The following is a 23483-nucleotide window of genomic DNA, read 5'->3' as shown; positions in this document are numbered from 1 at the left end:
AGATGGGGTTATATCAACCGTGTACACTATATTATCTGAGGTATTAAAATTACCAGCGCTACCATTGCCTACTGAAATATCTCCAACGGCAAAACCGCTTACTACCTCACTAAAGGTTATCATCACTGGAATCGGATTGCTGTTCGTGGGACTGGACTCACTCGAGCTAATGGATACTGTAGGCGCAATCCCATCATAAGCAATACTGAACTGACCTGCTGCTGTATTACTATTACCAGCCAAATCAACACATACTCCACCACCTATATCTACTGTTACAGGGTCTCCAGATGGGGTTATATCAACCGTGTACACTATATTATCTGAGGTATTAAAATTACCAGCGCTACCATTGCCTACTGAAATATCTCCAACGGCAAAACCGCTTACTACCTCACTAAAGGTTATCGTCACTGGAAACGGATTGTTGTTCGTGGGACTGGACTCACTCGAGCTAATGGATACTGTGGGTTGCATAGTATCAACACTAACTGTATTGCTGCTATCTGATGACATAACATTGCCAGCGGCATCTGTAAAATCGCTAATGTTATACGTTCCTGTCGCTTCTTCATCATCATCAACAAACGTAAATGTGCCGTTCCATTGAGTATTGCCACTGTCCCAACTAGAACCTGAAACAATATAAGCTCTCGCTAATCCTGAAATCGTTGGCGAAGCATTTATCGATGTATTCATTGACTCACTAAAGGTAATAGTAACATTCACTACGCCGACATCTGAATCATTCAAAGACGACGGCGTTATTCCTGTCACCGTGGGATTTTGAGTATCAACACTAACTGTATTGCTGCTATCAGATGACATAACATTGCCAGCTACATCTGTAAAACCGCTAATGTTATACGTTCCTGTCGCATCTTCATCATCATCAACAAACATAAAAGTACCGCTCCATACAGTATTGCCATTGCCCCAACTAGAACCTGTAATAATATAAGCTCTCGCTAATCCTGAAATTGTAGGTGAAGGATTTATTGACGTATCCATTGACTCGCTGAAGGTAATTGTAACATTCACCGCACCTACATCTGAATCATTCAATGTCAAGGGTGTTACTCCCGTCACTGTGGGAGGATTTCCATCATAGAGAATACTAAATTCACTAGCTGCAATATTCCCATTACCAGCCAAATCCTGAGCAACACTATCTGATATATTGACTGTAACCGTACCATCTCCATCCGGTTCAATATCTACAGTAAATACAACATTATTGTCAGGATCAGGTGCTGGAGGAGTCAACAAGTTGCTTGCAACACCATTCCCTACAGAAATATCCCCTACAACAAAACCTGTCACCTCTTCACTAAAGGTGATAGTTACAGGAATAGGATCACTGCTTGTCGGACTTGTTTCGCTCGACGTAATTTCTACTGTTGGCGGAGTTTGATCTAAAACTACACTAAATTGAGAATTGGAAGTCGAAATACTTACATTATCAGCTTCATCCTTTGCCCATGCAAATACTGTCTTAACTCCATCACCAGTAGATAATTCATAGGAAGAAGGGATAGGTGTGCCCGGCATCCATCCAACGTCATCTGGGTCAGGTGTCGCTGGTGATTCATTTATCAACCACCCTACGACTCCACCTGTTACAGCATCATCATCGTCACCTGCTAAAGTAAATGTAATATTTCTATTGTTTGTCAGCTCATCACCTGGTGATACGACAAAGGATGTTACGGCAGGACGAACATTATCCAATATTATATAATATGCACTTGCTATAGTACTATCACTTAATGGAGCATCTGGACAACCCTCGCATTTCGCAACAGCATTGATTCTCGTTCTATTATTATGACCATGCACTTCAATCGATCCTGCATATGGAGTTCCCACAACTAAAGGATCACCTGGGTCACCTGGATCATCACCATTTGTTGTAGTAGCTATTGTATAATAAATATTAGCATCCTCTGTGCTACAAGCTATCACGATATCTCTATCCTCATTATATGTACCCTCCAGAGGAACAAACTGTGGTGTCGATACCTGGTCGTAATGTACTTCATAAAAAGCGCTTCTAATCTCACTATCCAGCATTTGACTCTTAACTGCAAATGCCTTTATTTTCATTTTTGTATTATCCGCAACCAATGAAATCGGCGATGTGTATACATCTGAGGTTTCAGTAGGATCAGCAGGATCAGCAGGTTCACTGCCATCAGTTGTGATTGTTGTAGTATAATAAATCGTAGCGTCTGATGTGGCGCATTCAATTTCTACATCAAAAGGTTTCTGTGAGCTATATCCTGAAGAGTTATATGGATTAAATGTAGGTGTAATCACCTGAGTATCGTATTCTATCTCATAAGTAGCGCTAACTACCTCGCTATCCAGCATCTGGTCCTTCACTGCGATGGCTCTAATTTCCATAACAGTGCCATGACCGGAAACAGAGATCGGACCTGAATATTCATTTGATTCTATAGTTGGATCATTGCTGTCAGTAGTATAGTAGATTGTCGAGTCTTCTGTAGAGCAGCTAATCTCAACGCTTACATCCTGGTGGTATGTTCCGCTTTCTAGTGAGAACTCAGGCCTGGACACCCTGTTGTAGTCTATTGTATATTCGGCGGTTATGACAGTGCTGTCGTTCATCATGGCACGAGCAGCCATTGCCATGATTTTAATTGTAGCGCCGTGACCGACAACACTTATTCCTGATGAATAGATTGGCGAACCCTTAGTAGGAAGTGAATCATCGGTTGTATAATAAATCTCAGCATCAGTCGTGTCACATGTTATTTCTACATTGATGTCGTGATCATAGCTTCCAGGCGCTGGCGAGAAATCTGGAGAAGCTACGGTCTCAAAATTAATATAATCTGAAGGATTATCTCTATCCTCTTTGCACCCGCTTATTAAAGACACTGATGTGATTATGCTAATAATTAGAAAAAAATACTTTATTTTCATGTTGTCACAACCTCCTATCAGTAATTGACATTGATACTAAAAAAAACACCGTTGCCGTTGATAGGTTTTTCATCCTGAAATATATTAAACCTGAAATAAGCGCTAGAATCATTAGCTGCGCTGGTTATTAATTGCTTCTCCTGATCAAATTCAATCTCATTAAAAAATAAAACATCTATCCAATTCAAGGCATAAACGACTCCCAAAAGGCTCACCATTCCCCATGTTAAATAAGTTGCCTTTTCATAATCATCCCATTTCTTGTCATAGGCAGATCTATCAGCTTCGTCATGTAAATCATTATAATCTTGGTACTTGCTCCTTTGATTGGACAGAGACCATGCCAGCAGCCCCCCTGATATCACAAAACCACCAGCAAAAATGTAACTCTTTGTGGTTTTGCCTGAATAGTATTGACCCCAACCAGGGATAATGCTTCTCAGGTATAGATCCTTATTTATTGTTGCTGATTGATTGAAAACCTCATCTGTGTAAGAAAGAGCTTGAATCTTATAATAATAAACGCTTCCAGGTTCTGTTCTTGTATCATTATAGGTTGTATCATTTGTTGTCCCTATTTCTGTAAAATTGCCGGTTAATGACGGTGACCTGGATATGATATATTTCTCGGCATTCTCCACCTTTTCCCATGCGATAACCAATTCCTCAATATTCTCTTCTGATGACTTTAATAAGTAATAATATGCCCCATCTCCATACATATTATCATTTTTCCATTGACCCACATATTTCTTGCCATCAACATAATAATAGGTTCCATGACCATCCCTATTATCATTATTCCAATCGCCAACGTATTTATCGCCGTTTGAATAGAGCATTGTGCCCTGCCCATGCTGAGCGCCATTTTCCCATTGACCTACATATTTTGAGCCATCAGCATAATAATAGGTCCCTGATCCATGCATCCTGTCTTCTTTCCAGTCGCCAATATATTTATTGCCTGCCCATCTTGACTCTTCACTATAAATATACGTACCATGACCATGTCTAATATCATCAATAAAATCACCAATATATTTATCGCCATTCTCCCATATTAAAATTCCATGACTAAGTCGCTCGTCATTCTCCCAATGACCTGCGAATATTCTGCCATCCTGATAATATAATTTTCCCTCTCCATGCATCTTGTCATCCTTCCATTCACCTACATATTTTCCGCCATCAACATAATACAAAATTCCCTGACCATGTTTCTTGTTATCCTTCCACTCACCAATGTATTTATCTCCATTTCCATATATGCAGGTGCCCTGTCCGTGCCTTTTATCAGATAGATAATGGCCAGTATATTCACCAGTAATTGTGACACAACCAGCTATGAATAAAGATAAAGATAGCATTATAACAATCACTACTTTCATTTTTTACCTCATCTAATCTTTAAAATATCTCAATGTTAAAATAAAACTCCCTTTTCTAATCTTTACTAGGTCTAAGAATTAGACCATAATTCATCCCTGTTTTCCCATCGTTTCATCAAAACAAATGTTAATCTAAATATACAAAATTTACTAAATTATATAATATATAATATTTATTGAGATATTTGGATGAAAAGATCACCCCTAACTTTGGTAGGACAGAATCTCATATATTTAAGTTTTTATAATAACTAAACTTATAAAGACTTATGTTATAAGTGTACTTAAGATATTCTGTCATAATCACATATAATTGGATATAGTCAATATCAATAATAGATATCGACTCATTGTTATAACACTATAAACTGATTATATATATAATATATAGCATTAACTACGAACTATCAACAGAAAGGAAATTTTTTTACAATTTATTTATATGTGATAAAATTCCAGCCGAGATTATAAGATTGAATTGAAGTATTTGAACATACCAAATAACTAACTATTGAAGAAAAGTCAAGAGTTTATAGATAAAAATAATAAGCAAAAGCATAAACGCTACTTTCCTAGCAATAAGTGACATGATAAGGATCAAAAATCAATCCTGCATACAAATACTTATAAATTGAATATTTAACGTTATCCACTATACAAAACATTTTCTATAGGTGAAAACTCTTCACTAACATAAGAATTCTGTCTCTGTATTTGATAAAGGTTTCCCCTGCACAGATTATCTTCAGAAAATAACCATATCTATTTTTATAATAAAACCCCTCAATACCTGCATAATTTGGATGGGCCTTATCCCTGTAGCTATATACAATTTTATCTTTGCCAACCTCTATTATTTTTCTAATAAATGTATCTGACCCAAGAATTCTTCTCCAGTTTGCTTCAAGCCTTTTTACTGATCTGATAGGAGCGGAAAATCTTTCACTATCGATTGCTAGTAACAAATCATAGCCGCTATTATCAATATCCCTGCCCTCTAGGTTAATGCCTAACGAAACACCATAATATAAATATTTTGGTTTTTCTCTCACATTTTTATTAATAATCCTGAATCCCTTGGGTAACTTTATTGAGTAGAGCATCCTGTCGTTAGTAAGTGTTGTAATTTCATCATTTCGGCATAACAAAAGTGAAGCCCTATTACTTAGTATCTCAAACCGAACCCCTTCCTTCTTTTTCATATAATTTATCTCCCTAGAGGCTCGGGATTTGGCTTCATAGATCATATGATTTGTTACTGGCAGGGTCATAATGGATTTCAAAAGCGTCAAGCCATCAACCTTATGATGCCTATGAATAAGCTCAATGCCGTGATTTAGGTAATAATCCAAGCCCTCAATTGAAACTGACTTATATTCAAATTCGGGTTCCCCTAACGTCCGCACCTTCCCATTTTTATCAAAAAAAAATTTATTCCTGTCTCTATCAATAATCAATATCCAATCCGGCATTTGGGATAAAGATATCCCATACATGCATAGAAAAATGATAAATGAGATTACTATACTTTTAGAGAAGGGGTAAAACATTAATATCTATCTTCTTTAACAAATATTAATATAAAAGAGGTTAAACCTATCAGGGATGCATCGCTTCAATGCTTCCCCAAAAAAATAGAATTTCAGATATTTCCTTAAACAAGAATGATTCCCAAGCTTAATGTTTACTAAGCGCGGTTGAGGCACGCTAAATGACACATACGTCCTTTCATATATGCAGGTCAATCAATTTAAGTAAGGCGCTATCCAACAAATTAAATGCCTTATCCTAAATCAATATGTATGCTGATTGCAGTTAATCGCGTTATGCATTTGTCAGGGGGTTGATGGTAATTACAAATTAGATTATAACATTGATAATAATATAAAAGCTAAAACAACGATAAGTCCTATCGATAAAATTATATAATAAACTAGTCTATCAGATTCCTTTTTCCCTCTCTCTTTTTTACTATAACCTTTTTTTTCACTTTGGATATTGCTTTGATAGGAGTCTACTTCAATTTTTACATTCTCCTCTTCAATGATTTTTACGAGTATGTTTTTTGCGATTAATCCATAGATAAGGAATCCGCTTTTATCTAACTGTATCTTTTCTTTTACTCTAGCGTTTACCGGCAAAAATTCCCCATCCTCTGAAAAAGCATCCAGCTTTTTAGCAATATATTGCGATTTGTTATCAGCGCTGGTAAACAAAACCTTAATCTTATCGCCAACCTTTATATCATTGATATACTTCCCTTTAATAGGTGAAACAATCACCCTCCCATCAATTACATGATCAGCGGTTTTTTCAATATTAGAAACATTCTCATCCCCTTTCTCAATATCCTCAGTCTCTGCGTGTTTTTCCGATTGCGTTGCAGCTATGACTGGAATACCCTCTAGCTCAAGGGCTAACGAACTGGATTTTTCCATAGCTATTTGACAGTTCAACCTATCAGATTTATAAAACTTCATGATCACATCTCTAATTATTGCGGTTAACTTTTCAATATCTTCTTCCCCGACATCACTAAAGATATTATAGCCCTCCAGGGCTTCGATTATATGATTTGTGAAGTTGTATGGTTGGATTGCGTTTTCCCCTTCCTTTTCAACAAAATTCTCAAAATCGATATTATAGGTTTTCCAGTTATCGAAAATATTCACTTTTGAATAAGCGATATTAGTGTTCAAAAGTAAAGCTTTCATATTCATTATGTATTCATTTATAATGTTAATAAAGACAAGAAAAACACCAAAAACACTCGTTCTTTCTATGGCAAACTTACCCTTTATTATTTCCACATCAAAATAGGCTCCTGACGCCATAAGTTTGGCTTTTCCCATATCATTATTAGTATGTTTCAGGGCTATATCAATTAACTTTGATTTTTCATTTAATGATTCATATTGTGATATCTCATCAGCCATTTTCTTTTTCCTCAGAATTTTCAGCTAAATATCTTTCCAATAATTCATACTTCTTTTGCGGAGAGAGGTTTATTATTTTCTTAACATTTTGAACAATTTCAGCCATAAACTCAAGGGGGATTTCAATATTGAAACATCCATCTTCATCAATATTATCAATTATCGTACACTTATCAGAGGGTAACTTCATTCCTAATGTTGGTCCTATTTGGTTAATAAGATGCCTGGGTAAAAGATACTTTGTAGAAAGTTTTACAGTATCAATCTCAGACCTTTTTAATTGTTTGTAACTCCGATATTTATCCTGCATCGGGTTCAACCAATTCTTAGGATTATCAGTTATTTGAAGGACAATATTATCTTCCTCTTCACATATAAGTAATCGAAAATATGTATGATTTGCCTTATAGGGGGAAAGGAGGCCCCAAAGGCTATCATCCTTAATCTTCTTATTCTCTTTTTCTTTTTTTTGTGGTGTCTTCATAATATTAAGCTATTGGTATTAGTGTATATATGACTAGAGATTCAAATAACAGTCTTTTTTGTAATTGAGTGTTATTCTATAGGATAGTTGATCATTATAGAATTTTTTTAATTGTTATAAGATATAGTCACCTATTTGTACTAACCCACTCAGGCTAATGATCAGCATCCCCTATCCATGATAGCATCAATTTATAGAAGATATTATGTCAAGAATGCATACATAAATCAAGTATGATTTAACATAATCTAATAGCGTTAGTAAATATTTTATACTTCTAATAAAAATAAATGATTTGGATAAATTACTATTTGATGAAATCCCAAATATATTAACGCGATCCCATTCCAAAGCTATAAAATAGACCAAATTTTCATTCTCTCATTGAGAAGTCTGATTCCTATCCCACATAACAGGAGAATTTGTATAGGGGAAGTTGTACCCAATTGATCCGGAAAGATGCAAGTTGACTTATCACGCCCTGTTTAGTATAGAAGTTAAATGAAATAATCAAATATTTTGGTGTTGGGGAATAACCTTATTCAGCTATTTTAACAGAATTCCTGGATTTATTGGTTTGTCACCCTTTCTAATCTCAAAGTGCAGGTGAGGGCCAGTTGTCCTGCCGCTATTCCCAGACAAAGCAATGACGCTTCCCCTTTTAATATCCTTTCCCTTTTGAACAAGGATTTTACTTAAATGACCATAGTAACTATAATAATTATGGGGATGTTTGATTATAACTAACAAACCATACCCCCCTTTACGACCGATGAAAAAGACCTTTCCTGATCTGGCTGCATATATCCTTGACCTCATTGGACAAGCAATATCTATTCCGCTATGAAACTGATTTCTATTGTTAAATGGATCTTTTCTACGTCCAAAATTTGACGTTCGTTTTCCTCTTTTTAATGGGAACTTAAATCCAACACCCATAAAGAGGGATTTCTCAAGATTTGATATTTTTGCACAGGGAATGAAAAGATGGCTCTTATTACCTTTGTTTATCCTATTTACATTATATATATATTTCTTATCTATTTTATACTTTCTCGCTATTTCATCAATTGATTCATTCCTTTTTGTCTTATATATAATACCCCGCATATTGGAAATATATATCTCCTTACCTGGGTAGATATCCATGGGTGATGAAAGAGCATTACAGGTAGCCAATGTATCAATATTAAGAGAAGTAGTGGACAATATCCTCCAAAAACTATCATATTTACGAACCTTATATTTATAAAACCTTAATTCTGGAAGAAGATTTGAATCCTTGTTGCTCTTTACTATATAAATTGATCTGCTTACATCATTTCTTAGCGCTTTAATCTTGGCATTCTGTATACTAATGCTTTTTAGTGTCTCTATATTTGGATAATTAGCATTTAACTTAGCATTGAAAGCGAGCAATAAGATATGAACAGCAATATATTTTACACAATATGGATGATATTTTTTCATTGAATAAGACTAAATACACCTATTTGAATATTTCATACAAAGAATCTACCATTTCTTATTAGATCGGATATTTCAGAACATTATTTAAGATTAAATTGAAATCATTTTACATTATCATAATTAGACAATTATAAAAATTGGATTTTAGTTACTTATTATTGTGAAATAAAAAATATTCTAACGGACATTCAAATTATTATGGACTTATTGGGAATCATATATTTAAATTATTAAAATGAATCTATAAAATATCGATAGTATCAAGAGTAAAGCTGATATGAACCCGATAAAACTAATTCCAAAATTCTAATCAGGAGTTGCATATGCCAGAGTTAGTCCTATACCACAAACCAGGATGCCCCTATTGCATTAAAGTAATCGACTTTTTGGAAAAAAAGGGTGTGAAGATTCCTTGGAAGAATATTACTGAAAGCGCAGAAATAATGGAGGAATTGATCTCACTTAGCGGAAAGAAGCAAGTCCCCTGTTTAATGATAGATGGAAAAGCGATGTTAGAATCTGATGATATTATCAAATGGATAGATGAACACTATCCAACCGATTAACATCATATTGGTGAGTGGCAAAGATCTAACACTTTGTTAAGTCTCAGCATAATTAATGGATGGAAATCAAGCAGCTTAATCGTTAAAAGCGCTTTTCAGCACTTATCCAAAGAAGATTTATCCTGATGAAGTAATTTAGATTTTTTCCATTAATCTATGATTCACTTCTATATTTAATTGATAAAATTTAATACACAAGAAAAATCTTATTATGAGTATTTGCAATAACACACTTATTATAATGATCAACTAGTATTAACAGGAAAAAAGGGAAGTCAACAGATGATGAAAAAGAAACACTATCCAATAATTTTATTTATTTTACTACATATTGGTCTTATGCAAACAGACGCTACAGCAAAGAGGAAGGCCAAATATGTATGGAAAGTAGCAACCCTCGCGCCTGACGGGATTGGATGGGCTAAATTTGCTAGAGATAAATTTTTAAAACTAATCGATGAAAGATCCAATGGTGAGGTTGCCATTGACATGTACTGGGGAGGGGTAATGGGTGATGATGAAGATTATATAGCTAAGATGCGAATTGGACAACTGCATGGAGCGGGTCTATCTGGCGCAGGAACTGTTATGGCCTGTCCCGAGATGGCAGTGCTGGAGCTTCCCTTTCTATTTAATGGTTATAATGAAGTAGATTATATTAGAGAAAAGTTAAGGACAAAAATCAGCAAGATTGTTGAGAAAAATGGATATAAGATGGCGCTCTGGGGTGACCAAGATTTTGACCAGATTTATTCATTGAAATATGAGATGAGAAATCCTGAGGACTTCAGGAATAGCAAATTTTTAACTTGGTATGGAGCCCTGGAGGTTGAGGTGCTAAAGGCGCTCGGATCGAGTCCGATTCATGTTAATGTGCCTGAAGTTGTGATATCTATGAGATCCGGATTATGTAATGTATCCATCTCCCCCGCCATCTGGTGGGTCGGTGCACAGCTTTATACAATAACGAAGTATGTAAATCCACTCCCCATAAGATATTCCCCTGCATTAGTTATTGTCACACAAAAAACCTGGAATAGCATACCATTGAAATACAAGAAGGAATTTGACGAATCAATAATTCAATTTGAAAAGGAGTTTTGTGAATACATTCGTGAGAGCAACAAAAAGTGCCTACAGGGAATGATCGATTATGGGGTAAAAAAGGTGGATATGACCTCAGATGAGATCGAAGTATTCAGGAAGAGGACTATCCCTCTCTGGTATAAGCTAGCTGGCAAGGAGTATCCAAAAGAGATATTAGAAGAGATTTTATATCATTTAAAGGAATGTAGAAAAAAAGCAAAATAATATATTTTATAAATTAAGTTAGCCTAGAGGAGTATTACATAACCGCTTAATCAACAATATTTACACACAATTTAAGTACATTATTAATCTAAATTGAAGGAATTATCACTTAACCCTGATAAAGTGAACCCAACCGCTTTTCTTATCTACGATCAGTAATGTCGCGTAACACCTTAAGTATTAGAACACATCCTCCTGTATTGATTAAAGGAATCTCAATTATATCATAATTTTTGTTATTGTGAGATGATTGCAACTCCCACCTTACATTTTCTCCATTAAGCACATCCTGATTCTTGCACCATGAACATACATCATCCCTATTATATAAGTATTTATAACATTTCACACCTTCATAAGGTCCAAAGTCTTTTTCGAGGATGGAATTAACATATTGAATATCATAATGCCGGTTTACGATGTAAATGCCGTCTGCAATCGATTCAATAATATTATATAAATTGCTCCTTTCAGCATGCAGGTCTTCTGTTCTATCCTGTACCATCTGTTCTAAGGTATATCTCTCTTTGCTCAATTCCTCCTCTGCCTTTTTAATTCGCAACATAACATTGATCTGAGCAATCAGTTCCGATTTATCAATTGGTTTTGATAAAAAGGCGTCTGCCCCTATATCCAGGGCCCTCACACGATCATTAGCTTCTGTTCTTAATCCTGTTAGCATAATTATTGGAATATTTTTAGTATTATCATCTTCTTTCAAGCCCTTACAGACTTCATAACCATTAATTCCCGGCATTTTTATATCCAAAAGTATTACATCAGGGAATTCCTTCCTCGCCATCTCAATTCCATCATATCCGGATTCAGCTGTAACGACTATGCTGTCAGGTATAAATTTTTCTAATAGGGTTGTGATGACTTTTAAATATTCAACATTATCATCTATGGCCAATATCTTGGGCATATTCATGACTATATACCTCCATGTACTATACTCCTGCTATGCAATTATACTCAATCAAAATAGGTTTACAGAAAAATTGCTATTCAAAATTAACCACATTATCTCCATAACCCATTTTAAATAGAGGACATAAAGATGTGTTAACTATAATCTGAAATATCAAAAATTCGCAATCTCAAGTGGATTGAGTATATTTCAGCATCAATCTACAATAATATAATTTAAATTTTTGTATTTAAATAAACATTAGAATAATAGATGAAAGAAAGTGAATAATTTTATCCTGTATTATGGTCATCAATGGCTTTGGTAAGATTAGAACTCTTTTCATTTAAAATAATATATAATTCATTGTGTTGATAATTGCAAATATTAATTTAATAAAATTGAGTTACCTAAGAAAAAAAGAGATATTCTATCTGCGTTAGTGCCCTTTTATCGATATTTCAGCATGATAGAATGCCCCATAAATTACGACTCAAATTGCAAATTACTCTCAGTGAGCATTGCTAATTGATACTTAACTAATAGGCTCAATCAACATTCAAATTTCTATAGATTCACTATAATTTCAACAAGCTGATCAGCGCCATTCTCCTCAAAATAGTATTCCTGACACTCCCTAATTCTGCGAGAATGGCTCTCAAATACTAATGGGACTGCTTCGAAAACAGCTTCTTTATTAAAATAGACTGCCTCCCAGAATTGGTTGTATCCCCCTCCGCATATAATAAAATCAATAGCATTGAAATAATCCACTTCCGGGAAAAGGCCATCAGTGTAATCAAAAGTATATATCATTTTATAATAATCTTTAAGGTATGAGTATTTTTCTTTAATTCTATCAAACTCATCTGTATCGGAATTAAACGAAAAGAGGCATACCTTCTCATCACCTGTAATATTTAGCCTTTCTAAGGCATCCCTCTTTGTTAATATCTCCTCCCTGTTTCTAATTACTATTGGATTGATTGAATCCATCTTAATGGCGCTCATAAAGGGTTCAATAGCCAAGACGCGATCATAGTGTGCTGGATTAAATATTAGCTCCTTATCGGGCAGATGCATTGAGAAAAAAACATCCGACACCTGATGGCATAGAAATATCTTCTTGCAAGGGAATTCACGAATGAAATGATAGGTAGTAAACCAGATCAGATCAAATAGCATAACGTCAGGATTAATCTCCATCATCGTCCGATAGAGAATTGATGTATGGCAATTTTTTTCTGAAAGGGCCTCCTCATCTTCAAGAGGAATCTCAATATGTCTGTAATAATCTGCAATAAATGGAGGGCTTGAGTTACTCAAAATTGTATATTCATCTGCAATCCCCCTCCTCTTAAGAGCATTGCCTATGGAGATGCCAATAACAACCCGCCCCCAACCGGTTAGTCCTGAGGTATAGTAGACGATCTTCATCAGTTAGCAGTGTGAATAGAATCTAAACAGGGATTGTCCATCGCCAGTATCCGGAAGAGTTTCCCAATTGGAACCTTGTATATCATCCATCGATATTAGCTTGTCATAATTATTACCGACATTAATAATATCATCGATAATATATATCTTTTCATTTAATATAGCAACAAAACGATAAGGATTATAAAACTCACCCTGGTCCGTATTGGGAAAGGTGCTTGCTTGATTCCCATAATTGCCGGTTAACGCTAGGGTATCTAAATCAAGCTGTAGAATCCTATATCCATCAGCGCCATAAAGATTAGCGACATAGGCATAGGGTGGCTTCACGATAACATCCCAGGGGGTATTAAGAATCGAGGTATTATTATATGTTGTAGTAACAATCTGATCCGAAGGATCATATCGGAATATTCTGGGACTTGGAGCTATAACACCAGTAGTTCCTGCTATATATAATATACCGTTTTCATCTACCGCCATGCCACTAATAGTCTGTATGGATTCCACTCCAAGAGTTATTGTAAGTCCGTCTGTATTGTTACCATCAAGATCAGATATTGCAAGATTGTTCCCATCTGAGAAATAAACAAGATTATTATTCCTATCAATTGCAATAGCCCTAACCGCACCGCTTACAGGGGGATCACAAGTTATACTTATTGAATTATCTCGCAAAATATTGTCCATCCTAATAACACGTTTATCAGTATTATCATCATCTGCGACATAAATTCGACCAATCGAATCAAGCTCAACATCATAAGGACGAATATCTAAAGCACTAAGAGGTGTCCAACCATTCCCCTCCATATCATCAACCTGCACTAATCGACCATTAGGGGGGTAGAGGCGATCAGGTATCACCAATTTGGTCTCATAAATGCTCATGTCAATTGTGAACGAGATCGATTCCCCAGCGGTTAGATCTACAACCTCGCTTCCTGACCATGATTTAACAGTTCCGACATCATCGGGATCAACATCAGCCATAAGAGAAAAGCTTCTCGAAGCTCCAGCAGTCACCTCAAGGGTAATAGCCCCTGATGAATAGCTTTGCTCAACATCAGCCATATCCGCACCAGTGATGGTAACCGTATAGGCTGTGATATTTGTGGATGCTCCCTGGGGATACTCGGGACTGATCGTAACACTAGAGGTTGTCGGCGCAGGTTCTGTCTCATAACGAGTCATTGCTATTGAAACGGTAACATTCATTCCGCCTGCTAAATCCTGCTGCGCTGAACCTGAGTAATAGGCCTCACTTGATGTTTCTGCCAATACCTGGAATTGCCTCGCTGAGCCTGAGGGAACCTCAAGGGTTAAGATTCCAGTTTCCACAGGTATAGTGGTCTGAATTGTGTTCATTCCTGATCCAGATATGGTTATAGCGATCCCTGTAATATCGTCAGGTGGATCAGCGAATGCTTTGGTATTGAAAAGCGGAATAGAAGAAAGCACCCTGTTCAAAATCGAAGAGATTAAACTGCCATGCCCCTTTAGTCCAACATCAATGGTTACAATTGTACACTCCTCATTGTTTGTTGTACATGAAGAACCTAGGTATATTAAAACGCATAAAATAATTACAAGTATAGAGATAAAAGCCCTGAAACGCATCAACATCTCCTTTCCTATTTCAACAGCATTATTGATATACATTAGATTAGCAATAACAGTATATGAATAATAATTATGAGTCAATTACAAAATTATATTTCCAAAAGGAGTCTTAAAATTATACCAAACTATTCAGAGGGTTATAGATAGTGGTTTATAAGAATACTATTAAAGATACAGAGTAAGAATATCAGGAGATAAAAAAATTAATAATTGACATCCCCCCAAATAGCAATCACTATTTAACGTCAGCCTAAATTATACATATACCAATCAACATAAAGGAGGAAAAAATTGAAAAAGAGTCTGATTATAACAGTTCTTTTTGCAACTTTATTCTTTACAGATAAGGCCTTTACGAAAATCCTTGTTGTATCCATAAAGGGAGATGTTGCCTATAAAAAAGGCAGGCAATGGAAATCCTTAAAAAAAGGGCAGAGACTATCGGAAGGGACAAAGATAAGCACAGGTGTCAGGTCCTCTGCTATTATAAAAATTGACGATAATACCTTAAAAGTGAAACAACTGACAATGATGAAAATATACAGGAATACTAAAACAGCAAAGAGCAGATATACCCACCTAGGTCTGAAGCGTGGAAGCCTGAATGCCAGAATCAAGAGGATAGGACGATTGAAAACCAGCTTCAAGATAACCACCCCTGTCGCAACTTCAAGCGTAAGGGGCACTGAAGAAGTCGTATCCTATGGACCAAAAACTGGCATGACAATAAAGGTGATTGAGGGCTCTGTTCAGGGAGAAAATTTATATGGGATAAATAATACCATTAAGGGTAGATATACTTTCCGTTTAAGACCGGACGAGTCAAGGCCAGAAAATCTGCTTTGCGATGTTAGAGATGCTTCTATAATATCCCTCTATAATGATATTACCAAGGATGAGAGGGGCTTTCATGAACTCTATGGAGAGGAGATAGTAGACAACTCAGAGAGCGCTGTTGGGCATCTATCCAACGTTGGTTACTATAGCTCTTTCACAAGCGGCAATGCTAACGTTAGTGTTTCACTCCAATGGCCGGATGAGAAGGTAAAATGATGAAATATAGCTTAATTATTATCTGCGTTCTATTTATGCCGATAAATCTATTCTCACAAGATATGAATAATATCATCTTCATTAATGATGTTGCGGACAAGGAAGCGGCAACCTTTGGGGATGCCGTAAAATTTTTTATTTTGACAATGGGCAGAAAGTCCAGGTCTTATGAAAAAAATATAAAATATCTGCACGCCAAGGGAATTGTCGAGAGCGTTAACAAAGAGACAAACACACCCTTAAGAAGGGGCACTCTATCTCTGATGATTGCAAAATATCTAAATTTAAGGGATTCCCTATTGTTTATGATCTTTGAGATAGAGAGGTATGCATTCAAGGCATGTGTAGCCAACGGTATAATGGACTATCTTTGCAGTGAATGGGATATAATCAGCGGAGGCGAGTTGATAGAGATAATGACCAATGTGTCTGAACGGCAAGGAGTAGAGCATTGAAAAGGTTAATAGCACTTTATACGATTCCTTACTTAATACTAATGTTAGCCTCATCTCTAATAGGTAGTGATATAAAAGAAACCGATGATATGTTTTATCCAGCTTTCCTGAATGATAAGGATATGATTATACCAAAGGCTGAGAAAAAGCCCTTCACATTTAGTTATGGTGGATGGTTAATGCCAATAGTCATTGATGAGAGGAATGGTGACGGCAAAAACGAGTTACTCTCATCAATAACAATAGGGAAATTATGGGTAAAGTCATGGTTATGGGAAAGAAGCGCCATCTATCTTCGTGTAAAAGATGTATACACAGGAATACTAAGGGAGAAGAATATTGATATCGATAACAGCGATAATCTTTTTGACCTCGATGTTGGTTACTGGAGTATCTCCAATTCAAACAACACACTTAAATTATACATCGGAAGAAAATTCTTCATAATCGGAACCGGCCTCATATTTAATGGCAGAGGGGATGGCTGTCAATTTGATCTCAACTCGAAATATGTAGACTTTAGACTAATCGGGGTCTATTCAGGATATTTAAAAAAGGACAACAATCCCTACAACCTTAGCGATAAGGATATCTCAGATGGCTCAAAAAGAATCTTTACCGGCGGCACCATATCAAAGATTATCTATAATCAGAAAGTATATCTCTTTGGCCTAGCACAAATAGATAAGGGTAAAGATTCAGCAGGTATAAAAAGTAAATATAATTCTGAATACTATGGCCTTGGTTTTACAGGAGTTTTCCAAAATGCCTACTATTTTGGAGAATTTATTCATGAGAGAGGTAAGAGCTATCTATCCGATCCAGATCCAATAACCGGCCTTTATGAAAAGCAAAATATTTACGCCTTCGCTGCAGTTTTTGGCCTTCAATACTATCTAAACCTCTCTTATAATCCTGTGTTGTTGCTAAATTATGCCTATGCTTCTAGCGACAAAAACAGGATCAATTACCAATCTCCATCAGGAAATGAGTCCGGCAAGGATAACGGCTTCATTTATTTTGGCACATATGTTGGAGGGTACGCTTTAAGGCCCCTGCTGTCGAATATCCATGTTATGAGATGCGGTCTCTCAATATTGCCATTTTATAACTCAAAACGACAATTTTTAAAAAGAATGAATCTGATCATAAAACATTCCTATTATTATAAAAATGATTCCAATTCAGGAATCAACTCCGGCGAGGCCTTATTGAACAGCAGGGATATTGGGCATGGTGATGATGTTATGCTAAGATGGAAAATCTTTTATGACCTTTCCGCTTATGTAAATTATGCCATTTTTATCCCAGGCAACGCTTATCCCTCATCTGAAGAGAACAGATATTTTTTCATGGGGGGACTGATTATCAGCTTTTAATATCGTATAACGTATCTTAATAGTTTGTGCCTATTCTACAACAAAAAAACATTAACCAATATCTTCCAGAGTAGTTTTATTGTTCACACGGGGTATCATAATGAAAAGAAGAAAGCAGAAAATAATCGATAAACAGTTTCAGTTAAAGCTTACTTTTTCAATTATCGGTATTGTTTTTACAATCATAGGATTAATAATTACAATAATTGGAACTAATTTTCTATTCAACAATCAAAAACTTATCAAGGTTGTGGAGAAACAGAAGGAAATCATTATTACTCAGGATAATATTGTAAAGTCCATATTACTTTATTCATTTAACAATAAAAAGGAATTTAAAAAGGATCCAGCCTACAATAAAATAACTAATGATCATAAGACCAGCATCACTGAAATGGATAGCAATATTGTTAAGTTAGAAAAAATAATCAATGCAAATAATATTGTTCTGATATACGCTATAGTTCTTTTTATTATTCTGATTATTATTTTATACTTTTCTTTAATCGCCTCAACTCATACGATCTCAGGCCCTATACAGGTAATGTCAAAATATATCCAGGAAATCATTGATGGCAAATTTCCAATAATCAGGCCACTAAGGAAGAGGGATAATTTAAATGAATTTTATGATCTTTTTACAAAGATGGTAAAAACACTCTCTGAAAGATATAATAATGACGACCAGACAGATATAAAGAAATGAAATCGGAGATCAAAAATATGCATTATCTGCTAATCTAAGAACTTGTCAATATATTAGGCAGTAAGATTTAATAACAAGCTATTCACATAATTTCATTCATGCCAAAGGACCTTTTCATTTGATCGCATTATCAATGGTATTTTTCCCAACTTCATTAAATGCAACGTCAAAGGTCATGAAAAGTACTATCAATAGGGATACAGGGAAGGCGAAAATATAACCCCTCCCAGCCAAAACTAACCATATGGGCATATTTATTTATGATATCGATTTTTTCAAATGCCAAAATTTAAGATTATATCTAGCCTAAAACCATCAGGTGATCAAGGAGAAGCAATAAGACTCCTATCTCAGGGGATCAGATCCGAAATGAAATCCCAGACACTACTAGGGGTAACTGGATCTGGCAAAACTTATACAATGGCAAAGATTATTGAAGAGGTACAAAAACCCACCCTGGTGCTAACTCACAATAAGACATTAGCCGCGCAACTGTATAGAGAATTTAAAGAATTTTATCCGAATAACGCGGTTGAATACTTCGTCTCCTACTACGATTATTATCAACCTGAGGCCTACGTCGCATCACAGGACCTATACATTGAGAAGGATTCTTCTATTAACGATGAGATAGATAGACTACGCTTACGCGCAACATCAGCCATATTGGACAGAGAGGATGTAATCGTAGTATCATCAGTCTCATGTATATATGGTCTGGGTACGCCCGGGGATTTTGAGAGAATGACGATTATTGTTCATGTTGGAGATAACATGGATAGGGACGAACTGCTTAGAAGGCTCGTCTCAATCTACTATGAAAGAAACGATATATCCTTTACCAGAGGAAATTTTAGGGTAAGGGGGGACGTAATCGAGGTTTTCCCTGCCTATCTCCAAGAGGCCTTAAGGATTGAATTATTTGGCGACGAGATCGAGAATATCAGAAGGATTGAACCGCTTACTGGCAAAATTCTGGAGGAAGTCGAGAGTGCATATATTTATCCTGCAAAGCATTTTGTTGTATATGAGAGGTCAATGGATGATATTATTAAATCAATAGGGCACGAATTGAAGGGAAGGTTAGAAGAGCTGAGAAGAGAGGAGAAATTAGTGGAAGCGCAAAGGCTTGAGAGTAGAACCAATTATGATATGGAGATGCTTCTCGAAATGGGATATTGCACAGGGATTGAGAATTATTCAAGGATAATAACAGGGAGAGAGCCTGGCGAGCGTCCCGGATGCCTCCTTGACTATTTTAAGGGCAATTATTTGATGTTTATCGATGAGTCACATGTTACTATACCCCAGATTAGGGGCATGTATCATGGGGATAGATCAAGAAAATTAAGCCTAGTTGAGCATGGGTTTAGGCTACCTTCAGCCCTGGATAACCGCCCACTATATTTTGACGAATTTGAAGAGATGATTGATCAGATTATTTTTGTTTCAGCTACTCCTGCAGAGTATGAGATAGAGGAAAGCATGCAGATTGTAGAGCAGATAATAAGGCCTACCGGGCTTCTGGATCCGAATATTGAGATTAGGACCGCAAAGAATCAGATTGACAATCTGATAGAGGAGATCAATAAAAGGGCTAATAACAATGAACGCATTCTTGTAACCACATTAACAAAAAAAATGGCTGAAGATCTCGTGGAATATCTGACTAAGGCTGGCATAAGGGCTGAATATCTTCATTCTGAGATTGAAACCATTGAAAGAGTAGAATTGATTACAGATCTCAGAAGGGGAGTATTTGACTGCCTTGTCGGGATTAACCTCTTGAGGGAGGGCCTTGATATTCCGGAGGTTTCACTCGTCGCTATACTCGACGCTGATAAGGAGGGTTTTTTAAGATCTGAAAGATCACTAATACAGACCGCTGGAAGGGCTGCAAGAAATATTAACGGTTTGGTAATAATGTATGCTGATCAAACAACTGAATCCATGAAAAAAACAATAATGGAGACAAATAGGAGAAGGATGATTCAGCATAAATACAATATCGACCACAATATTACACCAAGATCCATTACCAAGAGTATTGTGGATATTATCAACAGGGAATATAAGAGCGACGATAAATACATAGACTATGTGGCAAAATATAGGAATCAATTTAGAAGCAACAGCGTATCTTCACTTAAAAAGCTGAGTGAAAATCTCAAGAAAGAGATGCTAAGGGCTGCTGAGGAACTTGAATTTGAAAAAGCTTCAGTGCTAAGGGATCAGATGATTGAGACAGATAAAAAGATAAAACTTCTAGCCAGGAGCTAAACACTTGAATATAGATCAGCTATATAAAGAAATTAAACCTCTAATTATTTTAGCGTTAAAGGAGGATATTGGGAATGGGGATATCACCTCTTGCGCCATTTTTCAGAGAAGGGATATCTCTACAGCAATAATATATGCAAAAGAGGATAGCATCTTCTGTGGCGGAGAGGTAGTGAATTGCGTATATAATGAAATAGATCCTAACCTGAAGATATCAATTCAAATAAAGGATGGTTCGCTGATATCTAAAGATGAAATGGCAATAGAAATTGATGGCAATACCAAAAGCATACTCATGGGAGAACGATTGGCATTGAATTTTATTGGAAGGATGTCTGGGATTGCCACTAAAGTGCATCGTGTCTGCAAGACCTTAGAGGGAACCGACGTAAAACTTTTTGACACGCGGAAGACACTTCCAGGCTTTAGATTGCTGGATAAGTATTCCGTTAAAATGGGAGGCGGGCATAACCACAGATTAGGCCTCTATGATATGGTCATGATAAAGGACAATCATATTAAGGCGGCTGGCAGCATACAGGAGGCTGTAAATCGGGTCAGGGCTGCTCATGGTAATAAATATAAAATTGAAGTGGAGAGTAAAACCCTCATGGAGGTGGAGGAAGCGGTTGAATCAGGCGTGGATGTTATTATGCTTGACAATATGAATCCTGAGCTGATGCAAAGATCTATTGAGTTAATAGATGGAAGGTCCAAAATTGAAATCTCAGGGAATATTGATGAAGTGAAGATTAGGAAGATTAGGAATCTTAAGATTGATTATATCTCTATGGGTGCGCTGACTCACTCTGTCAGGTCAATGGACTATTCAATGAAATTTCTATGACATTTAGAATTGATATATTGTTTTAATAATTCTATCAAGTGAAAGTTATCAAACCATTCCATTAACCTAAGATGCCCAATATGGCCTTTTTCAACCCTTCTTCACATCAATTGATATATCTATAAACCAGTCATAATGCAATATCTTTCTAATATCATATTTATCAGAGGAGGGGCTGATATTATTGTTTGAGAATACATTAAAAAACATAAAAAGACGCTGGGAATGCGAAGGAGGATATCGCGAACTATTGACAATGGCCATTCCCCTAATCCTAACAACTAGCATGTGGTCTATTCAGCATTTCGTGGACAGGATGTTCCTTACATGGTATTCCCCGGAAGCAATAGCTGCGGCAATGCCTGCGGGTATTCTAAATTTTACGATCATAAGCTTGTTTATGGGAACAGCATCATATGTCAACACATTCGTTGCACAATACTATGGAGCAACGATATATGACAAAATTGGCCCGATTATCTGGCAGGGTCTCTACATTGCTATTATTGGAGGGATAATACATCTGCTCCTGATCCCCTTTGCAGGCACATTCTTTAACCTTATCGGACATCAACAGGAGGTACAGCGACTTGAGATAATCTACTTTCAGGTACTCTGTCTTGGAGCAACCCCTCTCATTGCATCATCTGTTATGGCAGGCTTTTTCTCCGGGCGCGGGAAAACTTGGATAATAATGTGGATAAATATCATTGCCACATGCATCAATATTTGTCTAAACTATTGCCTCATATTTGGAAAACTATTTTTTCCCGAACTAGGCGTAAAGGGGGCTGCCATTGCAACAGTACTCTCCTCATGTTTCAGTTTTTTATCATACATCATTCTACTCTGCAGGAAATCGCATAACATGCGATACCATACACTTAAGGGATGGATGTTTAACAAAATTTTATTTAGGCGATTGATACATTTCGGCCTTCCTAATGGTATTCAATTTTTTCTGGACATTGCCGGATTTTCCGCTTTTATCCTTCTAATTGGACGCCTAGGAACCACCCCTCTCGCTGCTACAAACATTGCCTTCAACATCAACACCTTAGCCTTTATGCCGATGCTGGGCTTTGGCATAACAGTCTCAATCCTTGTGGGACAATACCTAGGCAAGAAGAATCCGCTCCTTGCTGAACGCAGCGCCTATTCAGGACTGCACTTCACATTCTTATATATGCTTTGCATAGCCTTGGCTTATGTTATTGTGCCAGAGATATTCATTTCCCCCTTTGCCTCACAGGCAGATCCCAATAGATTTGAGCCCATTAGAAAGATTACACTGATCCTACTTCGCTTTCTGGCAATCTTTTCTATATTTGATACGCTGAATATCATCTTTGCTTCCGCGATTAAGGGAGCGGGCGACACGCGTTTTGTTATGTATATGATTGTTATCATCTCCTCAACAGTGTTGATTATCCCAAGCTACATCGCTATGACATACTTTGATGCAGGTATTTATGCTGCATGGACAATTGCGTCGCTCTATGCGATAATCCTAGGATTTGCATTTATGTTTCGCTTTTTAGGAGGCAAGTGGAAATCCATGCGAGTTATTGAAGAAAATCTGATTACCTCTCAAGAGATATTACCTGAAAATTAAAATTTTCATATATCAAAGATTTGATACTCAATAGCGAATAATCCATCTTTACCCTTAATAACAGGAGAGTCCTC

18 protein-coding genes are annotated in these 23483 nt (G+C 36.4%); 9 read left to right on the top strand and 9 right to left on the bottom strand.

Going from position 1 to position 23483, the window contains the following annotated elements; all coding sequences use genetic code 11:
- The 6 genes from SVZ03_10400 to SVZ03_10375 all read right to left on the bottom strand — a co-directional run.
- Nucleotides 1–2949: chitobiase/beta-hexosaminidase C-terminal domain-containing protein (locus tag SVZ03_10400; protein MDY6934615.1), on the bottom strand; the 2949-nt coding region annotated here is incomplete at its 3' end.
- A 17-nt stretch (nucleotides 2950–2966) separates the two neighbouring features.
- A complete protein-coding gene (locus SVZ03_10395; GenBank protein MDY6934614.1) occupies nucleotides 2967–4337 on the bottom strand; it encodes a hypothetical protein in 1371 nt (456 codons plus the stop codon).
- 668 nt (nucleotides 4338–5005) lie between these two features.
- Nucleotides 5006–5809 carry a hypothetical protein gene (locus SVZ03_10390; protein MDY6934613.1) on the bottom strand — a complete coding sequence of 268 codons (804 nt, stop codon included), beginning with the start codon at nucleotides 5807–5809 and terminating at the stop codon, nucleotides 5006–5008.
- Between the two features lie 393 nt (nucleotides 5810–6202).
- A complete protein-coding gene (locus tag SVZ03_10385) occupies nucleotides 6203–7273 on the bottom strand; it encodes a hypothetical protein (protein MDY6934612.1) in 1071 nt (356 codons plus the stop codon).
- Nucleotides 7266–7757: a hypothetical protein gene (locus SVZ03_10380; GenBank protein MDY6934611.1), complete on the bottom strand. Its 492-nt coding sequence runs from the start codon at nucleotides 7755–7757 to the stop codon at nucleotides 7266–7268. The genes SVZ03_10385 and SVZ03_10380 overlap by 8 nt, the downstream gene beginning before the upstream one ends.
- 546 nt (nucleotides 7758–8303) lie before the next feature.
- Nucleotides 8304–9227: a LysM peptidoglycan-binding domain-containing M23 family metallopeptidase gene (locus tag SVZ03_10375; GenBank protein ID MDY6934610.1), complete on the bottom strand. Its 924-nt coding sequence runs from the start codon at nucleotides 9225–9227 to the stop codon at nucleotides 8304–8306.
- Nucleotides 9228–9550: 323 nt separating this feature from the next.
- Between SVZ03_10375 and SVZ03_10370 the strand changes: the two genes are divergently transcribed.
- Together SVZ03_10370 and dctP are read left to right on the top strand one after the other, a co-directional pair.
- Nucleotides 9551–9793, top strand: coding sequence for a glutaredoxin (locus SVZ03_10370; GenBank protein MDY6934609.1), 243 nt, complete (start codon nucleotides 9551–9553; stop codon nucleotides 9791–9793).
- Between the two features lie 282 nt (nucleotides 9794–10075).
- Nucleotides 10076–11104: a TRAP transporter substrate-binding protein DctP gene (dctP, locus tag SVZ03_10365; protein ID MDY6934608.1), complete on the top strand. Its 1029-nt coding sequence runs from the start codon at nucleotides 10076–10078 to the stop codon at nucleotides 11102–11104.
- A 142-nt stretch (nucleotides 11105–11246) separates the two neighbouring features.
- On the opposite strand, the gene SVZ03_10360 is transcribed toward dctP, so the two are convergent.
- From SVZ03_10360 to SVZ03_10350, 3 genes are all read right to left on the bottom strand, one after another.
- Nucleotides 11247–12035, bottom strand: a complete 789-nt coding sequence (locus SVZ03_10360; GenBank protein ID MDY6934607.1) for a response regulator — start codon at nucleotides 12033–12035, stop codon at nucleotides 11247–11249.
- Between the two features lie 546 nt (nucleotides 12036–12581).
- The gene (locus SVZ03_10355; GenBank protein MDY6934606.1) at nucleotides 12582–13451 is read right to left on the bottom strand and encodes a hypothetical protein; all 870 of its coding nucleotides are present in this window, start codon (nucleotides 13449–13451) and stop codon (nucleotides 12582–12584) included.
- A gap of 3 nt (nucleotides 13452–13454) precedes the next feature.
- Nucleotides 13455–15071 carry a hypothetical protein gene (locus SVZ03_10350; protein MDY6934605.1) on the bottom strand — a complete coding sequence of 539 codons (1617 nt, stop codon included), beginning with the start codon at nucleotides 15069–15071 and terminating at the stop codon, nucleotides 13455–13457.
- Nucleotides 15072–15365: 294 nt separating this feature from the next.
- Between SVZ03_10350 and SVZ03_10345 the strand changes: the two genes are divergently transcribed.
- From SVZ03_10345 to SVZ03_10315, 7 genes are all read left to right on the top strand, one after another.
- Entirely contained in the window at nucleotides 15366–16127 is a 762-nt protein-coding gene (locus SVZ03_10345) for a FecR domain-containing protein (GenBank protein MDY6934604.1), read from the top strand.
- Nucleotides 16124–16582, top strand: a complete 459-nt coding sequence (locus SVZ03_10340; GenBank protein MDY6934603.1) for a hypothetical protein — start codon at nucleotides 16124–16126, stop codon at nucleotides 16580–16582. Before SVZ03_10345 ends, SVZ03_10340 begins: the two co-directional genes overlap by 4 nt.
- Nucleotides 16579–17961 (top strand): alginate export family protein, encoded by a 1383-nt coding sequence (locus SVZ03_10335; protein MDY6934602.1) that lies wholly within the window; start codon nucleotides 16579–16581, stop codon nucleotides 17959–17961. Before SVZ03_10340 ends, SVZ03_10335 begins: the two co-directional genes overlap by 4 nt.
- A 100-nt stretch (nucleotides 17962–18061) precedes the next feature.
- Nucleotides 18062–18667, top strand: coding sequence for a hypothetical protein (locus SVZ03_10330; protein MDY6934601.1), 606 nt, complete (start codon nucleotides 18062–18064; stop codon nucleotides 18665–18667).
- A 279-nt stretch (nucleotides 18668–18946) separates the two neighbouring features.
- Entirely contained in the window at nucleotides 18947–20947 is a 2001-nt protein-coding gene (gene uvrB, locus SVZ03_10325) for an excinuclease ABC subunit UvrB (protein ID MDY6934600.1), read from the top strand.
- 4 nt (nucleotides 20948–20951) lie between these two features.
- The gene (gene nadC / locus SVZ03_10320; GenBank protein ID MDY6934599.1) at nucleotides 20952–21794 is read left to right on the top strand and encodes a carboxylating nicotinate-nucleotide diphosphorylase; all 843 of its coding nucleotides are present in this window, start codon (nucleotides 20952–20954) and stop codon (nucleotides 21792–21794) included.
- A gap of 184 nt (nucleotides 21795–21978) precedes the next feature.
- The gene (locus SVZ03_10315) at nucleotides 21979–23409 is read left to right on the top strand and encodes an MATE family efflux transporter (protein ID MDY6934598.1); all 1431 of its coding nucleotides are present in this window, start codon (nucleotides 21979–21981) and stop codon (nucleotides 23407–23409) included.
- Nucleotides 23410–23483 lie beyond the last annotated feature (74 nt).

The organism is Spirochaetota bacterium, from assembly GCA_034190085.1.
In the GTDB taxonomy this organism is placed as follows: Bacteria; Spirochaetota; UBA4802; order UBA4802; family JAFGDQ01; genus JAXHTS01.
The sequence above is the reverse complement of the archived record's forward strand: the minus strand, read 5'-3'. Positions and strand labels throughout refer to the sequence as shown.